The organism is Niveispirillum lacus (assembly GCF_002251795.1).
GTDB lineage: Bacteria > Pseudomonadota > Alphaproteobacteria > Azospirillales > Azospirillaceae > Niveispirillum > Niveispirillum lacus.
Genome location: NZ_NOXU01000020.1, coordinates 1 through 24,106, shown reverse-complemented (window position 1 = coordinate 24,106; position 24,106 = coordinate 1). Strand labels below are relative to the sequence as shown.

Genomic DNA, 24,106 nt, shown 5'->3' with positions numbered 1-24,106 from the left:
TCTCCCGGAGTCACGGGCGTCATCCAACCTGAGCGCCCCTTGCCCAGCCTTGGCGGGCTCGTCGCCAAAAGTCAGAGGCGTGTGACTAGCAGTGTCCCGATCACCGGTCCCCCAGGTCCACTCCGTTGTCCCGTGCTATCCGTTCCATGCTCCGCTGGTAGAGCAGCCAGCCGCCCACCACGCCGCCAATCCCCGCCGGGAACAACACCGACCCCATCCAGAAAGCCGACACGGCCAAGCATACCGCCCCCACAACCCACGCCGCGATAGCGGCAATGAACATCAAGGTCGCGGCCGTCGATATGTGGGGAGGGCCCCTCACCGGACCTCGACTGATACGGGGCAGTGGTCGGACACCCGCTTCTTGTCCGCCCGGTCTGTCTCCGCATAAACAAGGATCCCGACGCTGTCGGGCTTGGCCTTGGCCGCCACCGGGCCGCCCAGGACCAAGTGGTCGATCAGGTCGGGATACTCGCCGGACCAGCAGGTGCTGGGCTTGCCCTCAGTTACGAGCGCCAGCGGGGCAGGGCCGTTGTCGAGGATCTGCCAGAGCGGGTCGGCCTTGTTGAGCCGGCGGTTGAAGTCGCCGGCGACCAGTAGCGACGCCCCTTCGGCCTGGCGCTGGTCGATCCAGGCCGACAGGATCGGCATTTGTTCGCCGATCACCGGGCAGGCGTCGTTCTGGCTCTTCGGGCTGAAGCAGCCGGACTTCAGGTGGACTGACAGCCCGCGGACGTCCCCGCCCGGCAGGTGGAACACGACGTCAACGCCCTTCCTCAGGGACCGGGGCTTGCCGTCAAGCAGGTCCAGTGCCGCCAGGTCCGGCATCCGGGTGTAGCGGACTGTCTTCCGGACCGCCCAGCCCGCCCTCTGGAAATCCGTCTCGTCGGCCAGCACGATGTCATACTCCGCCGGATCGAACACCTTTGTGGCGGCCGTAAGCGTGTCGACCTCCTGTAGTGCTACGATGTCGGCGTCCAGTTGCTTGGCATAGGCCTTCAGCCTGTCGAAATCGGCGTCAGTGCGCTGGTATACGGCCCGCTTCGGATCGACAGTGGGTCCATTGATCTCGTCCGCCCGCAGCGTCAGCCAGCCCATGTTCCAGGTCGCGATCTTGGTTTCCTTCGCCGCTGCGGGCACGGCGCCGAGAAGGGCGGCGAGAAGGAACGGCAGGCAGCGGCGCATGGGGTTTCTCCGGTTGGTTCTGGGAGATGGCTACCGGGAAATCTGTGACGGTTCAACCTCTGTGCGGGCGGAACCTGTGGGGTGCTTCTGGATAGAATAGAGGCCGTTAGAGGTCTGGTCTTTGCGTTGCTGGGCAATCAGCCCCACCACTGCGTCGCATGCAATGGGGTCACCATTCATATCTGTTTCGATCCGGCGGTTGGGGGCCTCTGCCATTTAGGTCGGGCTCGTGCGCTGACCCCAAAGCACCATAGATGACTGTTCCCTGATTCAAGCATCACTGACCGGTCAATGCCAAAGCCTTTGAAACATTTCCAATATCGGAAACTATACTGACGGCTATAGGGTTGCCGTTACATCGGATTGGTCTTCTGTTCTAAATTCCAGGGCGACAGCGGAACACGAAGGTATACAGGAGAATCTGATCATTTTCGGCTTTCTCAAGCGACATGATAAAAACGGGGCAGTCGTTGCTGCCTTGAATGTTTCACACGCAGTGATTTCGTTCCAATTGGACGGGACGATCCTTGACGCAAATCAGAAATTCTTGGATTTATTGGGATATTCGCTCACAGACGTACGTGGCCGGCATCACAGCATGTTTGTCGAGGCGGCCGAGTACCGCAGCGTTGACTATGTTGCCTTTTGGCAGGCATTGAGAAACGGAGAGTTCCGGACTGGTCAATTCAAGCGAATCGGCAAGGGAGGAAAGGTTGTTTGGATCGAAGGATACTATAATCCAATAATAGGGTCGAACGGGCGTGTCGCGGGGGTAGTAGGTTTCGCGACGGACATCACTGCCCAGATCGAAATCCTGGCTTATCCAGACAAGCCACTTGACCGCGATTTCGAGGAAACTTGCCACGCTGCCGTACACTCAAGCCGCAAAGGCTGAACTGCAGTTCACCCTGCCCAGGTCGGTTCCCGATCCAGGCAGTCCAACAGCCATTAACAAGGGTATCAAAGTCGGACGCCTACGACCCCGATACTTTGGTCACTTTTTCACGCCAGATAACTTCATGGCGACGTCGGGCATGCGTTAATTGGAACGACTACCAAACGACGGCATTGGTCGACTGGCGGGTGCAGCATGGGGGGGCGGCGACTAGGTCGCGACAAGGCATGCGTCGCGTCATATCGGATTGCCAGTTGACGGAACAGTATCTCGACCTAGGTGTTATATCTTGATTACTGTTGTAGGGAGTTGCCAAGGTGCTGGGCTTCATGAGGGATGTTGGTGCCCGGCAGGGTGGCAAGAAGCGCTTTGAGCAAATGGTTGAGGAGATGCCCACCGCGGTCATGCTGTGTGACCTTGATGGCTTCAAGATCAGCTATATGAACCCGACGACCCGTCAAACCTTGAAGGCGATCGAGCACGTTTTACCTATGCCTGTTGATCGGATGCTAGGGCAAAGCATCGACATTTTTCACAAGGTTCCGACCCATCAGCACCGTCTGCTGTCTGACCCCCGCAATCTTCCGCACAAGGCCAGGATCACTATTGGCGATCAGGTGCTGGATCTGTTGATCACGGCGGTGATGGATCGCGACCGCTATGTCGCAGCGATGCTGACCTGGGAAGTCGTGACCGAGAAGGTCCGTATCGAGCGTGAGCGTGAGAAGCTGATGCGCATGCTGGATGAAATGCCCGTGGCCGTCATGCTTGCGGAGCCGGATACGGGCATCATCACTTATATGAACAATACATCCCAGCGCACGTTGAAGGAGCTTGAGCATCTGCTGCCAATCCCGGTTGATCACATGGTGGGCAGCAGCATTGACGTGTTCCATCGCAACCCCGCGCATCAGAGGTCGATCATTGCCAATCCTGATCGGCTGCCGTGGTCGACTAAAATTCGGCTTGGGGAAGAAACCTTGGACCTGCGAATCAGCGCGATCCGAGAAACGAGCGGTCGGTACCTGGGGCCGCTCCTGACGTGGTCCGTTGCGACGGCGCGTGTGCGTTTGGCCGATGATTTCGAGACCGGCGTCAAAGCCATCGTGGACCAGTTGATCGAGCATGGAGAAGGTCTGACCCACACGGCTGGAGCGATGACCGGTAATGCCGAGGAGACAAATGGTCAGGTTTCGATGGCGGCGGCCGCCGCCGAGGAGCTCAGCCATTCGGTCCAGGAGATCGCCCGCCAGGTCAGCCAGTCGACCTATCTCAGCCGTGAGGCGGTGGCGCTCGCTGAAGCCTCCAATGAACAGGTCAACGGGCTGGCTGAGGCAGCGCGTCGTATCGGTGAGGTTGTGACCCTGATCCGATCTATCGCGCAACAGACCAATCTCCTGGCATTGAACGCCACCATCGAGGCAGCGCGGGCCGGTGAGGCCGGCAAGGGCTTTGCTGTTGTGGCGTCGGAGGTGAAGGCGCTTGCCGATCAGACAGCCCGTGCAACCGAAGATATCTCCGAGCAGGTCCAGGCCATTCAGAACGCCACGTCACAGGCGGTGGATGCCATCGGGTCGATCAGCGGCAGCATCCGCACTATGGATGGCGTAGCGACAACCATTGCCTCGGCTGTTGAGGAGCAAAATGCTGCGACTAGCGAGGTTTCTACAACAATCCAGCGGGTAACTGCATCCGCTTCGGAAACGCGACGCAGCTCGGTGGTCGTCAATGAAAGTGCGCTGAGCCTTGGCGAAGCTGCTCGCCACCTGGCACAGCAGCTCAGCGGCTTCCTGGTGGAGGTCCGCAAGCTCTAGCCGTCGCCTTCTCCCGTATCCCCCCGTGCAGTCGGTTCAACTGAATAAGTTCAAACGTGAAGCAGACGCCAGAACAATGGTTTAGAATCTATTATGAACTTTCCACGATCATAATAGATTCTAAACTGCGGCGCGATTAATTTAATTCAGATTTGCAATGTTTTCCGTTAATACTGTGTATTATTTTGTTAATGGACTGTTACTCAACTGGCCGATCGCTTCTACTTTGGTTAGGACCAGTCTTGCTTTTTATCTTGGCTACAGATTGGTGGAGCCGTTCTTATGTCAACGCAAGGCGTTATGGTGTCCCGGCGCGCGGTTTTGATGGGGGGGCTGGTCCTGGGCTTTGCCGGTCCTGGCGCCACGGCGGCCTCGAGTAGCGGGGCGGCGATGACGTCTTCACAGGCCCTGGGTCCCTGGGTGCGCGTTGATCCCGATGGTCGGATCACTGTCATGATCAATGTTTCTGAGATCGGGCAGGGATCCTCCACAGGGGTGGCGCAAGTGATTGCGGAGGAGCTGGACGCCGACTGGGCAGGTATCCATACAGAACAGGCACCGGTACAGCCCAACTACTACCTGATCCTGGATCAGTATATCACGGCCGACAGCTCGGCCATCCGGGAACAGTTTACCCGCCTGCGAATGGCGGGGGCCACGGCCCGCGCCATGCTGGTCCAGGCCGCGGCGCAGGCCTGGAAGGTACCGACGACCCAGTGCCGGACTGAAGCGGGGCATGTCATCCACACGCCTACGGGCCGGCGCCTCGGCTACGGAGATGTGGCAGTCGCGGCCGCGACGCTGCCGGTCCCCGAAGATGTTCCCCTGAAGCCGCGAGAGGAGTGGCGGCTGATCGGGACAGCTGTCCCGCGACGCGACATTCCTGCCAAGGTCGATGGTACCGCCATTTACGGCATCGATTACACCCAACCAGGCCTGCTGACGGCTACGATAATCCAATGTCCGTATTTCGGCGGCACCCTGAAAAGCGTGGACGAAGTACCGGCTCTGGCTGTTGCTGGAGTGCGTCACGTGGTCCGCCTTCCCAACGCGGTAGCAGTTGTGGCGACGCATTTCTGGGCCGTACAGAAAGGGTTGCATGCCCTGGACCCAGCCTGGGACCTCACCAAAGCGACCCGTATCGGAACAGAAGCGCTGTTCGCCGACCTCCGAGCCAGGGCCCAAACCGATGATGGCGAGGTGTTGAGCTTGCCAAGCGTCCCGCCTGCTGAACTGAAAGCACAGGCTGAGGCGGGGCTGACGTCGGCCGCCAAAGTTGTCGACCGTCTGTATGAAGCGCCGCTGCTGTCACATTCCCCGCTGGAGCCTATGAACTGTACAGCGGCCCCGCTTGCTGATGGGGGCATGGTCTTGTGGATTCCCACGCAGGCTCAGTCTCGTGTCCAGAATGGAGTAGCGAAGGCCCTGGGCTTGGCTCCGGCAAGGGTGACCGTCCACACGCTGCTATCGGGAGGCGGCTTCGGGCGCCGCACGGTAGATGATCATGCAGTGCAGGCAGCGCTCATCGCGCGCGCCACCGGGTCGGCCGTGAAATTGATTTGGAGCCGGGAGGAAGATACCCGCCACGGCATCTATCGACCAGCTGTCGTGGCGCGGCTGCGGGCCGGAATTGCACCGGACGGCAAGTTGACAGTGCTTCGGACCACCGCTGCCGGTACTCACGAGTACATCCCCGGCGGGCTCGTGGCTCTCACTTATGACATCCCCACCATCTGCTGGTCACACAAGATTGAAACCCATGGCATTCCTGGCGGTCCCTGGCGTTCCGTGGGCCGCTCCCACAACATCTTCTTCCTGGATTGTTTCCTGGAGGAGGTAGCGGCAGAGATCGGCAAGGATGCGCTGGCCCTGCGGTTGGAACTGCTGTCGGCGCAGCCGCGCGGCCGATCCGTGCTGACGCGAGTGGCCGATGCCATTGGCTATGGGCGTCCCGCTCCCGCGGGTCGGTTCCGGGGCTTGGGCTACAGTCGGGGGTTCGGCTCCTACTGTGCGGCCGCGGTAGAGCTGTCCGTGACAAACAAGGTGGTAACCCTGCACCGCATCGTCGGCGCCTTGGATTGCGGTACAGTCGTGAACCCGGACAGTGTACGGGCACAGATGGAAGGCGGTCTTCTGATGGGCCTGAACGCCTGTATGCAGGAAAGAGATCACCCTGGAACAGGGCGGTGTCGTACAGGCAAATTTTGATACCTACCCGCTTCTTACCATGTCTCAGACACCACCTCTGGAACTGTACCTGTTAGAAACACCTGATGGGGTCACGACATAGAAGGGGCGAAAAACCACGCTAAGCGGACAAATGAAGAACATCATGTCGTAAGCCGTGCCGACGGTGTTCTCAGCATTCTGTAGCCGTCCTTATCGAGTTGCGCCGGTTCAGCCCAGAGATAGTCGCCGGTGAGGTTGATGTGCTGCCAGCCCAGGGGGGCCAGATAGGGCAGCAGGTTGTCGGGAATGTCCTCCCCCTGTCCACGCAGGAACCGGATGGCGCGGTCCATGTAGACGGTGTTCCACAGGATGATGGAAGCCACGACCAGGTTCAGGCCGCTTGCCCGGTGCTGCCGACTTTCCAGGGTCCGGTCCCGCAGGCGACCGAGGCGGTGGAAGCACACGGCGCGGGCCAGGGCGTTGCGGGATTCACCCTTGTTCAGTTCCGCCGTCGCCTGTCGGCGGAGCATTGGATCGTCCAGCCAGTCGAGGGTAAAGAGCGTGCGTTCGATCCGGCCGACCTCGCGCAGGGCCAGGGCTAGCCCATTCTGGCGGGGATAGGAGCCCAGGCGGCGCAGCATCAGTGACGCCGGCACCGTACCTATCCGCACCGATGTCGCCAGCCGAAGCAGGTCGTCCCAGTGGGTTGTGATCATGGCCTCGTCGATGCGTGCAGCGATGAAGGGTTCCAGCGCCGGCCAGGTCGATGCCGGGCCGAATGTGTGCAGCCGGCGGTTGGCAATGTTGGGGATACGCGGTGCGAAGCGAAACCCCAACAGGTGGCAGAGGCCGAACACATGGTCCGAAACGCCACCGCCATCGGTGTGGTGGACAGCAATGTTGATATCGCCGCCATGATAGGGCAGCCCGTCGATGACATGGGCAGCCTCCCCCTCCGACACGGATATCACCTTGGTGTGGAAGGGCGCATAGCGGCCGGAAATGCAGGTATAGAAGGAGATGGCCGGCCCTGATCCCTTGTGCGGATTGACAGCACCGGCCACTTCGCCCTGGCCGCCCAGCGGGAAATGCTGGCCATCCGAGCTGGATACCGACGCATCGCCGAACCAGACGGATAGGGGCTGTGCATGCTGGGCGGTGATGATGCGGGCCAGGGCCCGACCGTAATTCTCCTCACTCAGATGCCAGCCCGCCGCCCAGGCCAGTTGCCGATAGCTGGCGACATTGCAGGCCTCGGCCATGCGCGTCAGGCCCAGATTGGTGGCGTCGGCCAGCACCGCCGTCAGGGTGACGCGCGGGTCATCCCCTGGCAGGTGCGAACGCAGATGGGTGAAACAATCCATCATGCCGGTCCAACGGTTCACCTCGGCCAGCAGCTCGGTAATGCGTATCCTTGGTATCACGGCCTGAACACGGTCGGCCAGATGCTCGGCCGCCTCCGGGGTTACGGCTTGCAAGGGTGAGATCTTCAAGGCTGTACCGTTGATCCTGACATCCGGCAGCAATTGCTTGGCCGCCTGCCCATCCACCTCGCGCAGCCGTTCCTCCAGTAACTCCCGCCTCTCACGCAGATACCCGATGGCTTCATCCTGCACCGCGACCGGCAGCGGCCCGGCCAGCTTCATGGTGGAGAATAGGGTCTTGGGCACGAGTTGATCTTCCACGGCCCGGTACTGCCGGCTGCCGTCCACCCAGATGTCGCCGGCGCGTAGCCGGTCGCGCAGTTCCACGAACAGGCAGAGTTCATAGGCGGGCGCGTTGATCCCATTGCTGCGCTGCACTGCGGCTCGCCAGGTGCGGCGGATGAAGCCGGTCAGCAAGCCTTTGGGCAAAGTCCGTCTTGATCCGGCATAGAAGGTCCGCATCAGAACCAATGCGTTCAGCAGGGCACTGACGCCGGCGATGCCCTTGAACGTGAAACTGTCCAGGAACATCGGACCCACACGGCGCAGCAGGGCGTGGTTTGTGGCGGCGAGCGCCGCGTAATCAGTAGCGTCGTCGCGGGTCAGTTCGCCGGCCTCGGCCACGGCGGCCTTGAATTTCTCCCACGGGATGACCGCCTCGATGGCGGCGAAGGCATCCGCCCCCTTGCCGCGCGCGTCGATCAACGCCTCACCCACCCTGGCCAGCAGCCGCACCTTTTCATTCATGGCCCGGCTGTTGGCCTGGATCGTCTCTGCCGCACGGCGTTCGGCCCGCCGGAAAAGGCCGCCAATAAGACGGTCGAACATACCGATGATATCGTCGGTGAGCCTGGTGATGGTCTCCAGCGCCGTCACCGTCAGGATGGATTGGCGGCGCAACGGCGCCAGGGTCGACAGATGCTGGGCCGACAGCCGGGTGCCTTCCCGGATCAGAAGGTGGACACGGTCGGCATGGATGCCTTCGCGGATCGCCGGATCAATGCCAAGGGCACGCAGGACAGTCAATTGTTCAACCAGCCGGCCCATGGCTCGATGGCCCGTGACGCCGGGGGACTGACGTGCCCAGGCCAGCAGGCTCATCCCGGTATCGGGGCGTTCCGCCAGCAGCTTGTCTATGCCCTCGCGCTGTTCCTGCGTCAGGGCAGCGTCGATCTGCCTTTCGACATGGCGCTCGGCCTGCAACAGCGCAGTGGCCACTAGGCGTTCGATGGTGGAGGCAGCGGGAGCTGCAACGGTCCGGCGCCGCAGTTCCTCCAACAGCAGGCCCGCCAGGACCATGCCGCTGGTGGTGGCCAATGCGACGGGCAGCAGCCATTTGCCGATCTCTCGCCGGATCGGTTGCGAGAAGGTGGTGTAGCCATAGATGGCGTAAAGGGCTTCAAGCTGGTCGTAGCGTGTCTGCGACCGGGTGGCATATTCCGCCAGGGCGTCGGGCGGCAGATCCAGCTGGTCCGCGACGAACGATAACACTCTGGCAGGAACCAGTTCTCCCGGCCGCAGCAGCCGGCCGGGATAGCGGAGCGCACAGAGCTGGACGGCGAAGCCCAGCTGATTGTGAGGTCGCCGCCGACGTGCCACGACCGCGACCTCGGCCGGGCTCAGCGTGTAATGGCGGATCAGGTCGGCCTCCGCCGTGGGCAGCGCGAACAGCGCCTCGATCTGGGCATCGGTCAGTACGCTGCGGCGCGGCATGGCGGTTCTGTCCCAGTTGGAGTAATGTCTGTTCGATACGCGACAAGACCCAGACGTTCTGCCGCCAACAGGGCGATGCCGCCGGGAGGGTTCAATTGGGACAGCGTGTGGCCATCTACTGCCGCGTGTCCACGGCCGATCAGTCCTGCGAGCGGCAGGAGCGGGATCTGCTGACCCTGGCCCTGCGGGCGGGGTATGAGGTTGTCGGCATCTATAAGGAAACCGGATCAGGCGCCAGACTGGACCGGGCGGAGCGGAAGAAGGTGATGGCGCTGGCCCAGGCGCGGCAGATCGATGCCGTGCTGGTGACGGAACTGTCGCGTTGGGGCCGCAGCACCATGGACCTGCTGCACACGCTGCGGGAACTGGAGGCCCGCCGCGTGTCGCTGATCGCCATGAGCGGCATGGCGTTCGACCTGGGCACGGCCACCGGTCGCATGCTGGCCACGGTCCTGGCCGGGATTGCGGAGTTCGAGCGCGACCTGCTGCGCGAACGGGTCCGGTCAGGCCTCGCCGCCGCCAGGGCGCGGGGCAAGGTGCTGGGGCGCAGGCCGGGACAGCGGCCCAAGTCCGACCGGTTGACGCCAAGGTGCTGGCGCTGGTTGCAGCAGGGCGCAGCTATCGGATGATCGGCAGAGAACTCGGGCTCAGCAAGAACACGGTGACGGAGATCGTTAAGCGGGATCGAGAGTATCAGAACCCTGCTGCTCACACCTATTCCGTTCAGCCATAGTCATTGCCCGCGGACTGAAGCGACTGCTTGGACAGCGTATCTTGCCGATTCAAAGCTACATACAAGCGATGATTCTGTGATCTGGGTGGAAAACATCACGCAGCGGCGAACAGCAGACATACGCTGAACCGATAAAAATCAAAGCCGCAAAAAACCTTCAGACGAACAGGAACGGGTCATGAAAATCATCCATCTTGCCGCCGCGTTGACGGTCGGCCTCACCAGTATCGCCGGTGCCATTTCCGCCCAGGCCCATGGTATCTGGTTCGCGCAGCGGGCCAAGCAGACGGCCCTGATCTACGGCGTCGGCGCCGACGACCTGGACGTGGTGAAGCGGCTGGGTCTGGTGACCGGCACCTATGGCTATGACGCCGACTGGGCACCCGTGGGTGCGACCCTGCGCGTCGCCGGGCCCATCGTGCTGGTGGACAGCGAGGCGCCCACCGTCGCCTTTGCCGCCATCATGGATAATGGCCTCTGGTCCCGCACGCCGGATGGCAAATGGTTGAAGGGCGGGCGCGATACCGTGCCCGATGCCGTACTGGCCGAACGCACCATGAAATATGCCGTGCATCTGACCGGCACCCCCAACAGCCCCATCCCCGCCCTGCCGGAGCAGGTTTTGCAGATCGTGCCGGTGGACAAGACCCTGCCCGTGGAGATGGGCAAGCCGCTGAAGGTGCGCGTGCTCTACAAGGGCAAGCCCGTCAAGGATGCGGCCCTGAAGCATGATTTCGTCAACGATCCCGACCAGCCGCCGGTGAAGACCGACAAGGATGGTGTCGCCACCCTCAAGGTGCGCAACCAGGGCCTGAACGTGCTGGCCGCCACCTATGTCGGCCCGTCGGACAATCCCAAGCAGATCGACCATATCGAATATCTGGCGACCCTGTCCTTCGTGCTGCCGCACGCCCCGGAATAAGGATTTTGCACATGAAGCACCCGATGATCCGGCTGGCGCTGGCCGCCACCCTGAGCCTGTCGCCGCTGTCCGCCCTGGCCCATGGCGACACCACGCCCAAGCATGGCGGCATTGTCCAGATGACGGGCGAAACGCTGATCGAGCTGGTGGCCGGCGCCGATGCCGCCAGCATCTATGTCAGTGAAGAAGATGAACCCGTCGCCAGCAGCGAGCTGACCGCGACCATGACCATCATGGATGCGGGCGGGAAGCGTCAGGTCAATCTGACACCCGCCGCGGGCAACCGCTTCGACGCGCCGGGCGTGAAGCTGTCCAGCGGCGCCAAGGTGGCCGTTATGGTGGTCAACAAGGCCAGCCAGGCCCGGTCCATCCTGTCCTTCACCGTCAAGTGACGGGGTGACCGATGCAGCCGCCCCCCTTGTCCATCACCAACGGGGGCGGTCGCGCCGTCCCCCTTCTTGTCGCCGCCCTGCCCTGGCTGGTGATCCTGGCCCTGCTGATCTGGGCACCCCATGCCATGGCCCATGGCGTGTCGGAGGAAGACCGATCCTTTATCGAGGATGCGCAGGGTGTGCATGTCATCCCTTATATCTATTTAGGCGCCAAGCACATGGTCACCGGCTACGACCATCTGCTGTTCCTGGTGGGCGTGATCTTTTTCCTTTACCGGCTGCGTGACGTGGCCGCTTACGTCACCCTGTTCGCGGTCGGGCATTCGACCACCCTGCTGCTGGGCGTGCTGGCCGATATAAGGGCAGATGCCTATATCATCGACGCCATTATCGGCCTGTCGGTGGTCTACAAGGCGCCGGACAATCTGGGGGCCTTCAAGACCTGGTTCGGGTACCAGCCCAACACGAAGGCCGCCGTGCTGATTTTCGGCTTCTTTCACGGGTTCGGCCTGGCGACCAAGCTGCAGGAACTGTCGCTCTCGCCTGACGGGCTGCTGGCCAATCTGGTCAGCTTCAATGTCGGGGTGGAGATCGGGCAGTTCATGGCTCTGTGCCTGATCCTGATCGCCATGAATGCCTGGCGCACGACCCGCAGCTTCAACCGGTCGGTGCTGCTGGCCAATGGGGCGCTGATGGCTGCTGGCCTGACGCTGGTGGGATATCAGTTGGCCGGCTATGCCACCCAATCCGCCTGAGGGGGATCAACAATGACTGATATGAGCATGACACCTTATCAGGCCTCGCCCCGCGCCCTGGTCCGGGCCGGGCTGGGGGCCGTGGCGGCCTCTGCCCTGGTGCTGACCCTGTTCGTGCTGCCGGCTGAATATGGGATCGACCCGACGGGGGCCGGGAACGCCCTGGGCCTGACCAAGCTGGCCGGTGGCGGGGGTGAGGCGGCGGAACCGGCGGTCGCCGCGCCCATGGCCGCACCGGTGGCCCCCGGCACACCCACCCCGGCGGATATCACCAAATCCACGGCCCTGCGCAGCGACCGCCAGGAACTGACCCTGGCCCCGCATACCGGCGCGGAGGTGAAGGCCCATATGGCGCAGGGCGATCATTTCATCTTCCGCTGGCAGGCCACAGGCGGGCAGGTGCGGTTCGACATGCATGGCGAACCACCCAACGCCCAGGAGAATGAATTCTCCAGCTATTGGAAAGCCAAGGACCTGGACAGCGCCCAGGGCGCCTTCACGGCCCCCTTCACCGGCACCCATGGCTGGTATTTCCGTAATCGCGGCGATACGCCGGTGACGGTGGTGGTGGAAACGACGGGCTTCTATCAGGACCTGTATCTGCCGCCCGTACAATGATAATGGACCTGCGTCTAGGCCCCCCAGGGCATGGTTTGCAGGAACCTGCGCATACAAATGAGAAGGGCTGTTTGCGGGCGATTCGGGCCCGCAAACAGCTTTCTATCACTGACCTGATGTAACAGGACCGATCACATCACGCGCTTGAAGTTCGTGTAGTCACCGGTTGCGCGTACTTTTACGGTCACATCCTTGTCACCGCGATTGCGCCAGAACCATCCATGCTTGCCGTCAAAGGCGGCGGTAATTTCGCCTTCATCACTGGCGGCACCGCGCCCCTTCTTGTAGCTGTGGGTCTTGTCGGGTGCGGCGAAAGCCTCGCCATGCGCGTCAAAATTCACCACACCGCCCTCGACCGTCCATGAATAATTGATCTTCGCCCCCTGCTTAGCCTCGACCTTGACCTCAGCCCCCTGACCGGGTGCCAGCGTCACCGACATTTCATCCACCGTTTCCGCCTCGCCATGGGCATGGTCGGCATGGGCCAGGGCGGCAACGGGCAGCAGGCACAGGCCAGCGGCGATCAGCAGCGACTTCAACATCATTGTTTTCCTTATCGTCTTTGGACGGGTTCGGCTTCAGGCACCACCCGTATCAGGTTGGGTCGACCGTCGGCAGGAGCCGGCGGTGCATGTCAGATGTTTTACGGAGATGAGGCAGGCTGGGGTGTCGTTGCCGTCTCCCGGTCTGCCTTGGCATCGGCTTCCGCCTCTTCTGCTAATTGCGCCTTGATCTCCCCGATCTCCGTCAGGCCCAGCGCCTTGCCGATGCCGGTGGGGTCGATGGCATATTCCGACGGCAGGACAACGGTGACCAGCAGCAGGGCAGCGGTCACGATGGCGATGATTGTCGACCGAAGAAGCTGCGCCGAGGTCGGCAGTTCAGACTGGGTGGGAATGTTGCTGTTATACATGGGGCAAATCCCTTTCAGGAAGCGACGGCCCAGCCGGTCAGCTGATATCCGATCAGCATGAACCCGGCGGTCATCATGACGACATTGGAGGTATAGGCGTGGCGCCAGAAGCTGGCGGTCCGGCGCCAGTACCCCATCACGATCAGGATGGCGAACAAGGCCAGCATCTGACCAATCTCCACGCCGACATTAAAGGCCAGCAGATTGGGGATCAGCCCATCCGCTGCCACGTCATATTCGCGGATCTTGGTGGCCAGCCCCAACCCGTGGAACAGGCCAAAGACCAGTGTCGCCACCTTGGTGTTGGGCTGGAAACCCAGCCAGCGCTGATAGGCACCCAGATTGTCCAGCGCTTTGTAAACGACCGACAGGCCGATGATGGCGTCGATCAGGTAGCCATTGACGTTGGTGTCGAACAGCACGCCCAGCAGCATCGTGGTCGAATGGCCGAGGGCGAACAGGCTGACATACAGCGCGATATGGTTCAGCCGATAAAGAAAGAAGATCACACCGAACAGGAACAGGATGTGATCGTAGCCGGTCACCATGTGCTTGGCGCCCAGATAGATGAAGGGCAGGAGATGCACGCCCGTGATCTCCTGGATATAGCCCTTGTCGCCCTGTGTCACGGCATGGGCCAGCGCATCGGCGCTTCCCATCAGAAGGACTATGATCATGCCCATCAGGGCCAGAAGCAAGGTCCGGGGCGGCACGGCGGCGCGCGCCTGCCCGACCCTGGGTGGAGGCCTTTTCATGGCTTGGGTTTTCCCGAGTTTCAGCAATAGGGAAAGCAGCCCCCGTCAGGGTGCTGCTTGTGGCTATGCGTGGAACCCGGCCCGTGGTGGCCGCTCCAGGGCGTAAAGCGGTGCGCTGGACAGGGCCGCCGGTATGTCATCGTGCCAGCCGGTGCGCCATACATTCGGCGCGCCAGGGGGGAACGTGATGGCGATCAGAACGGTGTGGGAATGGTCGCCCTTGTTATGGCTATGGGTCGGTCCGGCGGATCGATCATCCTCCCCGTCATGGTCGTGTCCATGATCATGGACATGACCATCGGCGATAGCGATATCGGGAATATGGGCGGCCAGGCTGTGGTGAGCGAAAGACAAAACGCCGGAAAGCATCATCGCCACGATGATGAAGCGAACGCCTTTCAACAGGATCAGTTTCACCATCTGGTTGCCATCGATATGCATAGGTAACCACGTCTCCGTGAAGCCCATGCCCGCTCCATTCCACTGATATTTCCAGGGATAGCGGAATGCCAAAGTCGGGTCAATGCCCCATTTGCGACTCATTCGCACACCCTGAAGCAACCTTGAAATATCCCCACCAGGGGGATAGCATATTGAGGCAGTCGGTTCTGTCCAGGCCGGCTGGAAGGCGCTACCCAACCAGCTTGAAAGAAATCCCCTTGTTCTCTCCCTTGCTGAACCGTACCTACCGCCACCTCTTCGCAGCACAGGTCGTGGCCCTGGTGGGAACCGGGCTGCTGACCGTGGCGCTGGGCCTGCTGGCCTTTGATCTGGCGGGTGCGGACGCCGGCGCGGTGCTGGGTACGGCGCTGGCGATCAAAATGGTGGCCTATGTGGTGGTGGCACCCGTCGCCGGTGCCTTTGCCGACCGGTTGCCCCGGCGCACCTTCCTGGTCGCCATGGATCTGGTGCGCGCCTTGATCGCGCTGTCGCTGCCCTTCGTCACACAGGTCTGGCAAATCTATGTGCTGATCTTTCTGCTGCAATCGGCATCCGCCGCCTTTACGCCGACATTCCAGGCGACCATCCCGGACGTGCTGCCGGAAGAGGCCGACTATACCAAGGCCCTGTCGCTGGCCCGGTTGGCCTATGATCTGGAGAGCTTGGTCAGTCCGGCGCTGGCGGCGGCCCTGCTGACCATCATGACCTACCATGACCTGTTCGCTGGCACCGTGGTCGGCTTCGTCCTGTCCGCCCTGCTGGTGGTATCGACCCGCCTCACAAGGCCGACACCGGTGGAGCACAAGGGCGGCATCTATGACCGGACCACAAGGGGAATGCGCCTCTATCTGCTGACACCGCGCCTGCGTGGCCTGCTGGCCTTCAACGGGACCGTCGCCGCAACAGGTGCCATGGTGATCGTCAACACCGTCGTGTTGGTGCGTGGTCTGCTGGGCGGCTCGGAAACGGATGTTGCCATGCTGCTGGCCGCCTATGGTGCCGGGTCTATGGTCATGGCGTTCCTGCTACCCAAGCTGTTGGAGCAGACGGGGGACCGCAGTGTGATGATGGCTGGGGCCTGGGTACTGACCGGGGGTCTGTTGACCCTGGCGGTCCTCCTGGCAACCGGTCTGGTTGTGGGGAATGTCGATGGTTCCTTTCCGATCCTCATGCCCGCCTGGTTCATATTGGGAGCGGCAAATTCTGCGGTGCTGACACCGTCCGGTCGGCTGTTGCGCCGTTCCGCTGAGGCGGGAGACCGTCCGGCCATCTTCGCGGCGCAGTTCGCGCTTTCCCATGCGTGCTGGCTGGTGACATATCCACTGGCGGGCTGGCTGGGTTCGACCGGCGGCCTGACAATCGCTTTTGCCACCTTGGGCGTGCTGGCGGTCGTCACCACGCTCATCGCCGGACGGCTTTGGGCCGGTGACGACGCCCCCCGTTCGGTTTGATCTGCAAAATCGGATCGCCCCTCCGCCCCGCCTGACGCGGGGACGGAGGGGTTTTCCTCATTTAACTTCGGGTGCTGGCGACAGGATTGCGGCGACACACTCCCCATCGCGCCAACGGGGACCGTACCGCTTGATGCCAGGAAGGCGCGGGGCGAATTCCTGCGCCCGCTGGCCACTTTCACAGGTGGTGTCGGCCACCGTTCGTCCTGGCCCGACCGCCGGGGTGGAACATCCCGACAGTGCCAGCGCAAAGACCAGAACTGCGATCCTTGTCTTCATGGAGTTTCTCCTTTCACGGTCAAGGATGCAGCGCCGGTAACAGCTGTCGGGTGTCGCGGTGGCACAGCCGGTACAAGGCCGGCAGCACCAGCAGCGTCAGCAAGGTGGACGAAAGGATGCCGCCGATGACGACGGTGGCCAGCGGTCGCTGCACCTCGCTGCCCGTGCCGACATTGAAGGCCATGGGGATGAAGCCGAGGCCGGCCACCAGCGCCGTCATCAGCACGGGTCGCAGGCGGGCCAAGGCCCCTTGGGTGATCGCAGCCTCCAGTGTCATGCCGTCATCCAGTAGTTTGCGGATGAAGGTCACCATGACCACGCCGTTCAGCACCGCGATGCCGGACAGCGCGATGAAGCCGACCCCGGCGGAGATCGACAGCGGGATGTCGCGCAGCGCCAGTGCCGCCACGCCGCCCGTCAGGGCCAATGGCACGCCACTGAACACGATGCCTGCATCGCGCATCGACCCGAACGCCATGACCAGCAGGCCGAAAATGGCCAGCAGGGTCAGCGGCACCACGATCCGCAGCCGTTCGGTGGCCGAGGTGAGCTGCTGGAACGTGCCGCCATATTCCACCCAATAGCCTTCGGGAACGGCCACGTTCTGCGCCACTGTGCGCTGGATTTCCTGCACGAAGGAGCCCAGGTCGCGGCCGCGCACGTTGGAGGTGACGACGATGCGGCGCTTGGCGTTCTCCCGGCTGATCTGGTTGGGGCCCAGGCCGATCTCCACCTTGGCCAATTCACCCAGGGGAAGATAGGCCACAGCCGAACCACCCTCGACCGCCGGCATGGGGACGGGCAGCAGCCGCAACCGGTCCAGGTCGGTGCGAATATGCTCGGGTAGGCGGACGACAATGTCGAACCGCCGATCACCCTCGAAGATCTGGCCGGCGACCTGTCCGGCCAGTGCCGTCTGCACCACCTGCTGCAAGTCGGCGATGCTGACGCCGTAGCGGTCCAGCGCCGCGCGATCGGGCAGGATGCTCAACATAGGCAGGCCGGTGGCCTGTTCCAGCTTGGCATCCGCCGCACCGGGCACGGCATTGATGATGGCTTCGATCTGGGCCCCGATCTCCGTCAGCTTCTCCAGGTCGTCGCCATAAACCTTCACCGCCACCTCGCTGCGCACACCAGCGATCAGCTCGTTGAAGCGCATCTGGATGGGTTGCAGGAACTCGTAATTGTTGCCGGGCACGGTCGCCACGGCGGCGGCCATTTCCGCGACCAGCTGTGCCTTGGTCTTGCGCGGATCGGGCCATTGGTCACGCGGCTTCATGATGATGAAGGTGTCCGCCACGCTGGGTGGCATCGGGTCGGTCGCCACCTCCGCCGTGCCGATCTTGGCGAAGACGCGGTCGATTTCCGGGAACTGCTTCAGCCTAGCCTCCAGCACCGTCTGCATGCCGATGGCCTGGGTCAGGCTGGTGCCGGGGATGCGTAGTGCGTGCAGGGCCACATCGCCCTCGTCCAGGTTGGGGATGAATTCCGTCCCCATGCGGGAGGCGGCGATGCCGGACAGCACCACCATCATGGCAGCGGCCACCACGATGGGCACGCGGTTGCCGATGGCCATGCGCAAGGCGCGGTCATAGAAGCGTCCCGTGGCCTGCATGACGGCATTCTCATGCTCCGCCACCCGCCCGGTGACGAACAGGGCGACACCGGCGGGCACGAAACTCAGCGACAGGACCAAAGCCGCCGAGAGCGCCATGACCACCGTGGCGGCCATGGGGTGGAACATCTTCCCCTCCACCCCGGTCAGGGTGAAGATGGGCAGATAGACGATGGTGATGATGAAGACGCCGAACAGGCTGGGCTTGATCACCTCTGACGTGGCGGATGCCGCCAGGTCGAACCGCTCCTCGCGTGTAAGCAGCCGGCCCAGACGGTGCTGCGCCTCGCCAAAGCGGCGCAGGCAATTCTCGATGATGATGACGGCACCATCGACGATCAGGCCGAAATCAAGCGCGCCTAAGCTCATCAGGTTGCCCGACACCTTGGTCTGCACCATGCCGGTGATGGTCAGCAGTATGGAGAGCGGGATCACCGCCGCCGTGATCAGGGCGGCGCGGATATTGCCCAGCAGCAGGAACAGCACCACAATGACCAGCAGCGCGCCCTCGGCCAGGTTCTTCTCCACCGTCGCGATGGTCCGGTCGACCAGGGTGGTACGATCATAAACCGCCTCCACCACGATACCGGCAGGCAAGCTCGCCTTGACCTCTTCCAGTTTGGCGGCAACCAGACGGGAAACGTCGCGGCTGTTCTCCCCCACCAGCATGAAGACGGTGCCCAGCACGGTTTCCTTGCCGTTCTGGGTGGCGGCCCCGGTGCGCAGTTCCGCCCCGAATCCGACTTCCGCCACATCACCGATGCGCAGCGGTACCCCGCTGGGCCGATCCAGCAGGATTGAGGCGAGGTCTTCCGTGCCCGTGGCCTGTCCCGGCACGCGGATCAGATATTGCTGGCCATGGCGTTCGATATAGCCGGCACCGACATTGGCATTGTTGCGTTCAAGCGCCTGCACGATGTCGGCCATGGTGACGCCATGGGCCTGCATGCGCTGCGGGTCCGGGGACACCTGGTACTGGCGGTTGAAGCCGCCCACCGTGTTGATTTCCGTAACGCCGGAGATGTTGCGCAATTGCGGGCGGACCACCCAATCCTGCACCTCCCGCAGGTCGGCGGGCGTCCAGGGGTTACCGTCCGGCCGTGTCGTGCCGTCCCGCGCGCTGATCGTGTACATGAAGATTTCGCCCAGGCCGGTGGCGATGGGGCCCATGGTCGGCTCAATACCGGCGGGCAACTGCGCCAGGGTCTGTTGCAGCCTTTCATTGACGAGCTGGCGGGCGAAGTAGATATCCGTCCCTTCCTTGAACACCACCGTCACCTGCGACAGGCCGTAGCGGGAGATGGAGCGGGTGTAGGACAGGTGCGGCAGGCCGCCCAGGGCGGCCTCGATCGGGTAGGTGACGCGCTGTTCGGCCTCCAGCGGCGAATAGCCCGGCGCCTCGGTATTCACCTGCACCTGGACATTGGTGATGTCGGGCACCGCGTCGATGGACAGGCGGGTGAAGTTATATACGCCCAGGGCAGCAAGGCCGAAGGTGAGGGCCAGCACCAGCCAGCGATGCCGGATGGCCGCCTTGATAAGGGTATCGAGCATGGTCCGGCTCCTCAATGATCGTGGCTGGCGCCGGACTTGTCGATGTCGGCCTTGATGAGGAAGCTGTTCTCGGTGACATAGCGTTCACCGGGCTCGATGCCGCCCAGCACCTCCACCTTATCGCCATCCTGCTGGCCCAGCTCCAGCATGCGCACCTCGTAGGTGTCGCCCACCAGCGCGAACACCACCGTGAAGTCACGGAAGGCCTGCAGGCCGGACACTTTCACCGCCAAAGGCACCTCACGCGAAGCGACAATGATGCTGGCATTCACCACCTGCCCCGGCCGCAGCTTCTGATCGGTATTGTCCAGCAGGACGCGGGCGACCACCGTCTGGCTGCCGGCATCGGCCAGGGGCAGGATGCGCTGGACGCTGCCCGTGATCTCCGTGCCATCGACGGTCCTCAGACTGACCGCCTGACCCACCTTGACCCGTGCGGCATCGGCGGGGAACAGGCGCAGGTCGGCCCAGAGCGTGGACAGATCGCCGATCTCGAACAGCGGGCCGTTGCCCGTGACGGCCCCGACATTGATGTCGCGGGACAGTACCGTGCCGCTGACCGGGGACTTCACGGCATAGGTTTGCAGGCTCTCATTGCTTTCGATGGTGGCAATGACCTCGCCAGCCTCCACCCTGTCACCGGGCAGCTTGCGCACCTCGCGCACCAGACCGGGGAAGCGGGCATCGATACGCGCTGACCGGTCCATGTTGAGACCGATACGGCCCGTGACCTCCACCGTCTCGTTGATGGTGGCGGGGCCAGCCGGTTCCGTCTTGATGCCCGATGCTTCGGCGGATGCCGGTTCGATCCGGGTGCGCCCTTCATAAGAGGCGAATTTCCATTCGCTGCGCTTGCCGCCCCGGTTGGCGACCACATGCACATCGAAGGAATGCGGCTCCACCAGCACACCGTCGCCGACCAGGTAGTCCTGCTCCGGCTTGAAGCCGAACTTGTCGACCTTGCCGCCCAGGCGCGTCACGGCGACGGCCAAGCCCACGGTTTGCGGGGCCACGGGTTTGTCGTCGACATAGGCATAGACGCGGTAATGCGGGGGAACACCGTCCTCGAAAACGGTCAGTTCCAGGGCCAGCGGCCCGTCGCGCAGCATGCGACCGCGATGGGGGCCGCGTTCATACTCGCCTGCCGCCGGGGCAGCGGGGTGGCCGCCCAGGGCATGGGTCGCGGTCGGCCGGTTGATAAGCCACAGGGCGCCGGCGCCGCCGACGGCCAGGATGGTTGCGACAAGCAGGGTCTGCTTGATCATGTTGGTCTTGGTCATGGTGTCAGTCCTGCGGGGCGAGGGTCTGGCCGGTCAGGCGCTCGGCTTCGATGGCGAGCCGGTGATAGTCGGAGGCCTCATTGATCATGGCCTGTTCCAGCTCCACCAGTTGCCGGTTGGCCTCGGTCAGTTCCAGCAGCGACAGGCGGCCGGCCCTGTAGCCATCCTCAATGGCGGCGATGGCGGCACGGGCCTTGGGTGCTGCCTCCTCCTGCAACAGCTTCAGCGCCTGACGCGCGCGTTCCATCCCGGCATGCAGGCTGGCCAGCGTGTTGTAGAGGCTGGTTCGTGCCGCCTGTTCGCGCGCCAGGGCAAGGCCGGTGGCGGCCCTTGCCTCGCGGATACCGGGCTCAGCTCGGGCGGCGGACCCCAGCGGCATGGTCAGCGACATGACGAAGGCCTGACCGTTCTGGCCCTCCAGCCGCCTTATGCCGGCACTGACCGTCAAGTCGGGCGTGCGGGCACTTTCGGCCAGCAGGGTGCGGGCCTCCAGGGCCCGGCGTTCGGACGCAAAGCGCAGCAGGTCGGGATTGCGCTCCATCCGCGCCTGGATGGTGGAGACGGGTAGCGGGGCCGGCATGTCCAGCAGATTGGCCGCGGCCAGTTCGAACCGCGGGTCGCGGTCCGCCCAGGCCTCGGCCAGCAGCAGGCGGGCGGAGTGCAGCTCCTGTTCCCTGCGCAGCCGGACCAGCTTGGCCTGGGTGACGGAAACCTCGGCGCGCGCCACCTCGCCCGGCAGGGCCTTGGCAGCCCTGTTGCGGGTGTTGGCCGCATCCAGGGCGCGGGCGGCCATGGCTTCCTGCCGGCGGGCCAGCGCCAGCAGTTCCTGATTGACCACGACATCAATGAAGCGGCGCGTCACCTCTGCCAGGATGTCGATCTTCTCGGCATCCTGTTCGGACAGGATCTGGGCGCGTTCCTGCCGGGCCACATCCATGCGCCGCCCGCGCTTGTCCTCCAGGTCCAGAACGGTGCCCAGGCTGAGGGTGACTTCCGTGTCACCGATGAAGCGGGTGCCGCCGGTGCCGCCGACATTCTCGACATCAATGCCGAGTTGGAACGGATTGCGCAGCGCCGCCTGATCCTGGCGGGCCGTGGCGGCATCCAGGGCGAAGCGGTGGCCGGCAAGGCGTGGATGGGTGGTGGCGGCAAGCGTCAGGGCTTGGCGCAGGGTCAGGATGCCGACGGGACTGGCAGCCGGATCGGCAGCATAGGGGTTGGAGGCAGGTGCCTCGCGGGAAATGGAGGCTGGCGCCTCCTGGGCCAAACAGGGGCCGGCGACGGTTGCAAGCAGCAACATCGTCACGGCCATGCCGGACCGGAGCGGGATGGCTCTGGGCATGGGTATCGTCCTCGGCCCGCCGCAAGCGGGGGCCTGTCAAATCGCGATCAGGATTGAATCAGATGGATTCAGGCCTGGCGCGGCGGACGGTCGATACGGATGTCGCTGTGCTGGCGGGTGAAGGAAATCGGCAACGGGACATGGCCGCGCAGCAAGGGCGGGCTTGTCACCTGAACCTGCGTCGGCACGACCACCAGCAAATGGGTCACCGTGTCATGGGCATGGTGGAACCTGTCGATATGCTGATCGCTATCGTCGGTTTCCACATGCTTTTCATGGACGGTATGGTCCCCATCCATGGACCCACCTACATGATGCTCCAGCTTCTCCACCAGCCCATGTGCCATGGTTTCGCCCGTGTGGAACACGGTGAAGCACAGCATCACGGTCATAAGGAAGGCGAGAAGGGAGCGCATCGTGCCTTGTGATTGGGAAATGAACGAGGAAACCGTACCCGGATATAGTGACGGAACCAAACTATTCCAGAGTGGCCATGGGCCGGGTCAGAGGTACTTGGTGATTTCCGCGATCCCGGACAACCGTTCCCGCACCTCCTTGGGCAGGGCTCCGGTCGCCTCCTCCAGATGATGCTCGATATGGTGCAGCACCAGCACCGTCTTTGCCTTGTCCACGGCCTTCAGCACCGCCTGTAATTGCTGGGCAATGGTCAGGGCGTCGCGCCCTTCCTCGACCATCTCGACGATCTTGGACAGGTGCCCCTGGGCTCTCTTAAGCCGGTTCAGAATCTCAGGATTGTTGGCATGGCTCATAACCGTCAAATATCCCCCAGGGGGGGATATGTCAACACGAGAAACGACCTCGGAGCTGCCACTCCTTTGTAATGAGACACAGAAACGGGCCGATTTCCGTACAGACGAGGATGTCGCGGCGGGCCCTCGCATCCTGATCGTACCGCCAGCCCTTGGCTTAACCGACGCGTCATCGACCCGGATGCAGCTTTCCTGTTTGTCTCTGCCCAGGAAGTTGAGGGCGTCGCGCAGCGGTTCGCGTCGGTTCGCGTCGATACCCTTCGATGTGGAGGGGGTGGGGCATTTCGGTTTGACCTCGCCCGCCCTCTCACCTCTGGCAACCATCATCCGTGGGGCTGACACGGCAAGTTCAGTCAGGTGGCCGTCGGGACATTCGGCAGGCCTTGTGCCGTCCTGGTCTACGTCGCACAACAGGTCTTGGACACTTTCGCTGGCTGAGGCCGGTAGAGATGTCGGACGGGCTGTGAATGGCCGAGAGGACCCCATGACCGTTGTTCATGGTAGTGAAGTTCGTGGGCCTCATGGGTGCTTTCCGCAGCCCCGGCTCCTCAACCCTTATGTTGCCACCCTGGCGGCCATGCTCACCGCCTGGGTCACCTTCATGCCCTGCTTCCTCTGGATAGTCCGGAGGCGCCATAGATCGAGGCCCTGCACTGCAATCATGCGATGATCAGCGCCCAGCTGTCGTGACGGCAGCCGTCGTGGGGGTGATCCTCAATCTGGCGATATAGTTAGCACTGCACACCGTGTTTCAGAAACTGTGCCTATTGTCCCTTGGTCCAATTCAGGTCGATGGGCCCTTCTGGGAAAGTCTGGACGTGACGGCGCTGGTCATGGCTGTCGGCGCCATCGCCGCGGCCTTCGGGGTCAAAGTTGGCATGGACTAGCTCTTTGGGAGTTGTGCTGCCGCCGGATCTGCTCTGCACATCGTCGACGTCCCCATGTTGCCCACCCTCCCGTCCGTAAAAAGGAGGTTTGATGGGCAGGGGAGAAGCGTTCTTGATTTGTCCGCTTAGCGTGGTTTTTCGCCCCTTCTATGTCGTGAGTACGCGTCCGGTGAGCGCCGCCTTGTGTTTGGTGGTCGGT

22 protein-coding genes are annotated in these 24,106 nt (G+C 62.9%); 10 read left to right on the top strand and 12 right to left on the bottom strand.

Going from position 1 to position 24,106, the window contains the following annotated elements; genetic code table 11:
- Window positions 1-318: 318 nt before the first annotated feature.
- Complete coding sequence (locus CHU95_RS03240; protein ID WP_094453689.1) at window positions 319-1,185, bottom strand: endonuclease/exonuclease/phosphatase family protein; 867 nt, start codon at window positions 1,183-1,185, stop codon at window positions 319-321.
- A 478-nt stretch (window positions 1,186-1,663) separates the two neighbouring features.
- Between CHU95_RS03240 and CHU95_RS03230 the strand changes: the two genes are divergently transcribed.
- The 3 genes from CHU95_RS03230 to CHU95_RS03220 all read left to right on the top strand — a co-directional run bounded on the left by CHU95_RS03230 (window position 1,664) and on the right by CHU95_RS03220 (window position 6,102).
- A complete protein-coding gene (locus tag CHU95_RS03230; RefSeq protein WP_281255144.1) occupies window positions 1,664-2,080 on the top strand; it encodes a PAS domain-containing protein in 417 nt (138 codons plus the stop codon).
- A gap of 317 nt (window positions 2,081-2,397) precedes the next feature.
- Window positions 2,398-3,894, top strand: coding sequence for a methyl-accepting chemotaxis protein (locus CHU95_RS03225; protein ID WP_133065401.1), 1,497 nt, complete (start codon window positions 2,398-2,400; stop codon window positions 3,892-3,894).
- 282 nt (window positions 3,895-4,176) lie between these two features.
- Complete coding sequence (locus CHU95_RS03220; protein ID WP_094453681.1) at window positions 4,177-6,102, top strand: xanthine dehydrogenase family protein molybdopterin-binding subunit; 1,926 nt, start codon at window positions 4,177-4,179, stop codon at window positions 6,100-6,102.
- A gap of 122 nt (window positions 6,103-6,224) precedes the next feature.
- On the opposite strand, the gene CHU95_RS03215 is transcribed toward CHU95_RS03220, so the two are convergent.
- On the bottom strand, window positions 6,225-9,200 hold the full coding sequence (locus CHU95_RS03215) for a Tn3 family transposase (protein WP_425435939.1): 2,976 nt from the start codon (window positions 9,198-9,200) through the stop codon (window positions 6,225-6,227).
- Between the two features lie 95 nt (window positions 9,201-9,295).
- Here CHU95_RS03215 and CHU95_RS03210 point away from each other — a divergent pair, with 95 nt between their 5' ends.
- The 5 genes from CHU95_RS03210 to CHU95_RS03190 all read left to right on the top strand — a co-directional run bounded on the left by CHU95_RS03210 (window position 9,296) and on the right by CHU95_RS03190 (window position 12,620).
- The gene (locus tag CHU95_RS03210) at window positions 9,296-9,829 is read left to right on the top strand and encodes a recombinase family protein (RefSeq protein ID WP_425435938.1); all 534 of its coding nucleotides are present in this window, start codon (window positions 9,296-9,298) and stop codon (window positions 9,827-9,829) included.
- Window positions 9,830-10,111: 282 nt separating this feature from the next.
- Window positions 10,112-10,855 carry a DUF4198 domain-containing protein gene (locus CHU95_RS03205; RefSeq protein ID WP_094453679.1) on the top strand — a complete coding sequence of 248 codons (744 nt, stop codon included), beginning with the start codon at window positions 10,112-10,114 and terminating at the stop codon, window positions 10,853-10,855.
- Between the two features lie 11 nt (window positions 10,856-10,866).
- On the top strand, window positions 10,867-11,247 hold the full coding sequence (locus CHU95_RS03200; RefSeq protein ID WP_133065400.1) for a hypothetical protein: 381 nt from the start codon (window positions 10,867-10,869) through the stop codon (window positions 11,245-11,247).
- 11 nt (window positions 11,248-11,258) lie between these two features.
- Complete coding sequence (locus CHU95_RS03195; RefSeq protein WP_094453675.1) at window positions 11,259-12,002, top strand: HupE/UreJ family protein; 744 nt, start codon at window positions 11,259-11,261, stop codon at window positions 12,000-12,002.
- A 12-nt stretch (window positions 12,003-12,014) separates the two neighbouring features.
- On the top strand, window positions 12,015-12,620 hold the full coding sequence (locus CHU95_RS03190) for a hypothetical protein (protein WP_094453673.1): 606 nt from the start codon (window positions 12,015-12,017) through the stop codon (window positions 12,618-12,620).
- A gap of 131 nt (window positions 12,621-12,751) precedes the next feature.
- On the opposite strand, the gene CHU95_RS22660 is transcribed toward CHU95_RS03190, so the two are convergent.
- From CHU95_RS22660 to CHU95_RS03175, 4 genes are all read right to left on the bottom strand, one after another.
- Complete coding sequence (locus CHU95_RS22660; protein ID WP_207762355.1) at window positions 12,752-13,165, bottom strand: hypothetical protein; 414 nt, start codon at window positions 13,163-13,165, stop codon at window positions 12,752-12,754.
- 98 nt (window positions 13,166-13,263) lie between these two features.
- Window positions 13,264-13,533 carry a hypothetical protein gene (locus CHU95_RS22655; protein ID WP_207762354.1) on the bottom strand — a complete coding sequence of 90 codons (270 nt, stop codon included), beginning with the start codon at window positions 13,531-13,533 and terminating at the stop codon, window positions 13,264-13,266.
- A 14-nt stretch (window positions 13,534-13,547) separates the two neighbouring features.
- Window positions 13,548-14,288: a HupE/UreJ family protein gene (locus CHU95_RS03180; protein ID WP_165771978.1), complete on the bottom strand. Its 741-nt coding sequence runs from the start codon at window positions 14,286-14,288 to the stop codon at window positions 13,548-13,550.
- Window positions 14,289-14,351: 63 nt separating this feature from the next.
- Complete coding sequence (locus tag CHU95_RS03175) at window positions 14,352-14,831, bottom strand: hypothetical protein (protein WP_133065399.1); 480 nt, start codon at window positions 14,829-14,831, stop codon at window positions 14,352-14,354.
- A 116-nt stretch (window positions 14,832-14,947) separates the two neighbouring features.
- On the opposite strand from CHU95_RS03175, the gene CHU95_RS03170 reads away from it, so the two are divergent.
- On the top strand, window positions 14,948-16,180 hold the full coding sequence (locus CHU95_RS03170; protein WP_165771977.1) for an MFS transporter: 1,233 nt from the start codon (window positions 14,948-14,950) through the stop codon (window positions 16,178-16,180).
- A gap of 57 nt (window positions 16,181-16,237) precedes the next feature.
- Here CHU95_RS03170 and CHU95_RS03165 read toward each other — a convergent pair whose 3' ends face one another.
- The 6 genes from CHU95_RS03165 to CHU95_RS03140 all read right to left on the bottom strand — a co-directional run bounded on the left by CHU95_RS03165 (window position 16,238) and on the right by CHU95_RS03140 (window position 23,020).
- The gene (locus tag CHU95_RS03165; RefSeq protein WP_094453667.1) at window positions 16,238-16,459 is read right to left on the bottom strand and encodes a hypothetical protein; all 222 of its coding nucleotides are present in this window, start codon (window positions 16,457-16,459) and stop codon (window positions 16,238-16,240) included.
- 19 nt (window positions 16,460-16,478) lie between these two features.
- A complete protein-coding gene (locus CHU95_RS03160) occupies window positions 16,479-19,628 on the bottom strand; it encodes an efflux RND transporter permease subunit (RefSeq protein WP_094453665.1) in 3,150 nt (1,049 codons plus the stop codon).
- A gap of 11 nt (window positions 19,629-19,639) precedes the next feature.
- Complete coding sequence (locus tag CHU95_RS03155; RefSeq protein WP_207762353.1) at window positions 19,640-20,908, bottom strand: efflux RND transporter periplasmic adaptor subunit; 1,269 nt, start codon at window positions 20,906-20,908, stop codon at window positions 19,640-19,642.
- 4 nt (window positions 20,909-20,912) lie between these two features.
- Window positions 20,913-22,250 carry a TolC family protein gene (locus tag CHU95_RS03150; RefSeq protein WP_094453663.1) on the bottom strand — a complete coding sequence of 446 codons (1,338 nt, stop codon included), beginning with the start codon at window positions 22,248-22,250 and terminating at the stop codon, window positions 20,913-20,915.
- Between the two features lie 68 nt (window positions 22,251-22,318).
- Window positions 22,319-22,666, bottom strand: coding sequence for a hypothetical protein (locus CHU95_RS03145; RefSeq protein WP_133065398.1), 348 nt, complete (start codon window positions 22,664-22,666; stop codon window positions 22,319-22,321).
- 87 nt (window positions 22,667-22,753) lie between these two features.
- On the bottom strand, window positions 22,754-23,020 hold the full coding sequence (locus CHU95_RS03140; RefSeq protein ID WP_094453659.1) for a metal-sensing transcriptional repressor: 267 nt from the start codon (window positions 23,018-23,020) through the stop codon (window positions 22,754-22,756).
- A 171-nt stretch (window positions 23,021-23,191) separates the two neighbouring features.
- Here CHU95_RS03140 and CHU95_RS23185 point away from each other — a divergent pair, with 171 nt between their 5' ends.
- On the top strand, window positions 23,192-23,359 hold the full coding sequence (locus tag CHU95_RS23185) for a hypothetical protein (RefSeq protein ID WP_425435941.1): 168 nt from the start codon (window positions 23,192-23,194) through the stop codon (window positions 23,357-23,359).
- Window positions 23,360-24,106 lie beyond the last annotated feature (747 nt).

What these genes read in the sequence shown, in the direction of transcription:
- CHU95_RS03240 (WP_094453689.1), bottom strand. Translation starts at nt 1,185, where the DNA reads ATGCGCCGCTGCCTGCCGTTCCTTCTCGCCGCCCTTCTCGGCGCCGTG.
- CHU95_RS03220 (WP_094453681.1), top strand. Translation starts at nt 4,177, where the DNA reads ATGTCAACGCAAGGCGTTATGGTGTCCCGGCGCGCGGTTTTGATGGGG.
- CHU95_RS03215 (WP_425435939.1), bottom strand. Translation starts at nt 9,200, where the DNA reads ATGCCGCGCCGCAGCGTACTGACCGATGCCCAGATCGAGGCGCTGTTC.
- CHU95_RS03205 (WP_094453679.1), top strand. Translation starts at nt 10,112, where the DNA reads ATGAAAATCATCCATCTTGCCGCCGCGTTGACGGTCGGCCTCACCAGT.
- CHU95_RS03200 (WP_133065400.1), top strand. Translation starts at nt 10,867, where the DNA reads ATGAAGCACCCGATGATCCGGCTGGCGCTGGCCGCCACCCTGAGCCTG.
- CHU95_RS03195 (WP_094453675.1), top strand. Translation starts at nt 11,259, where the DNA reads ATGCAGCCGCCCCCCTTGTCCATCACCAACGGGGGCGGTCGCGCCGTC.
- CHU95_RS03190 (WP_094453673.1), top strand. Translation starts at nt 12,015, where the DNA reads ATGACTGATATGAGCATGACACCTTATCAGGCCTCGCCCCGCGCCCTG.
- CHU95_RS22660 (WP_207762355.1), bottom strand. Translation starts at nt 13,165, where the DNA reads ATGATGTTGAAGTCGCTGCTGATCGCCGCTGGCCTGTGCCTGCTGCCC.
- CHU95_RS22655 (WP_207762354.1), bottom strand. Translation starts at nt 13,533, where the DNA reads ATGTATAACAGCAACATTCCCACCCAGTCTGAACTGCCGACCTCGGCG.
- CHU95_RS03180 (WP_165771978.1), bottom strand. Translation starts at nt 14,288, where the DNA reads ATGAAAAGGCCTCCACCCAGGGTCGGGCAGGCGCGCGCCGCCGTGCCG.
- CHU95_RS03175 (WP_133065399.1), bottom strand. Translation starts at nt 14,831, where the DNA reads ATGAGTCGCAAATGGGGCATTGACCCGACTTTGGCATTCCGCTATCCC.
- CHU95_RS03165 (WP_094453667.1), bottom strand. Translation starts at nt 16,459, where the DNA reads ATGAAGACAAGGATCGCAGTTCTGGTCTTTGCGCTGGCACTGTCGGGA.
- CHU95_RS03160 (WP_094453665.1), bottom strand. Translation starts at nt 19,628, where the DNA reads ATGCTCGATACCCTTATCAAGGCGGCCATCCGGCATCGCTGGCTGGTG.
- CHU95_RS03155 (WP_207762353.1), bottom strand. Translation starts at nt 20,908, where the DNA reads ATGACCAAGACCAACATGATCAAGCAGACCCTGCTTGTCGCAACCATC.
- CHU95_RS03150 (WP_094453663.1), bottom strand. Translation starts at nt 22,250, where the DNA reads ATGCCCAGAGCCATCCCGCTCCGGTCCGGCATGGCCGTGACGATGTTG.
- CHU95_RS03145 (WP_133065398.1), bottom strand. Translation starts at nt 22,666, where the DNA reads ATGCGCTCCCTTCTCGCCTTCCTTATGACCGTGATGCTGTGCTTCACC.
- CHU95_RS03140 (WP_094453659.1), bottom strand. Translation starts at nt 23,020, where the DNA reads ATGAGCCATGCCAACAATCCTGAGATTCTGAACCGGCTTAAGAGAGCC.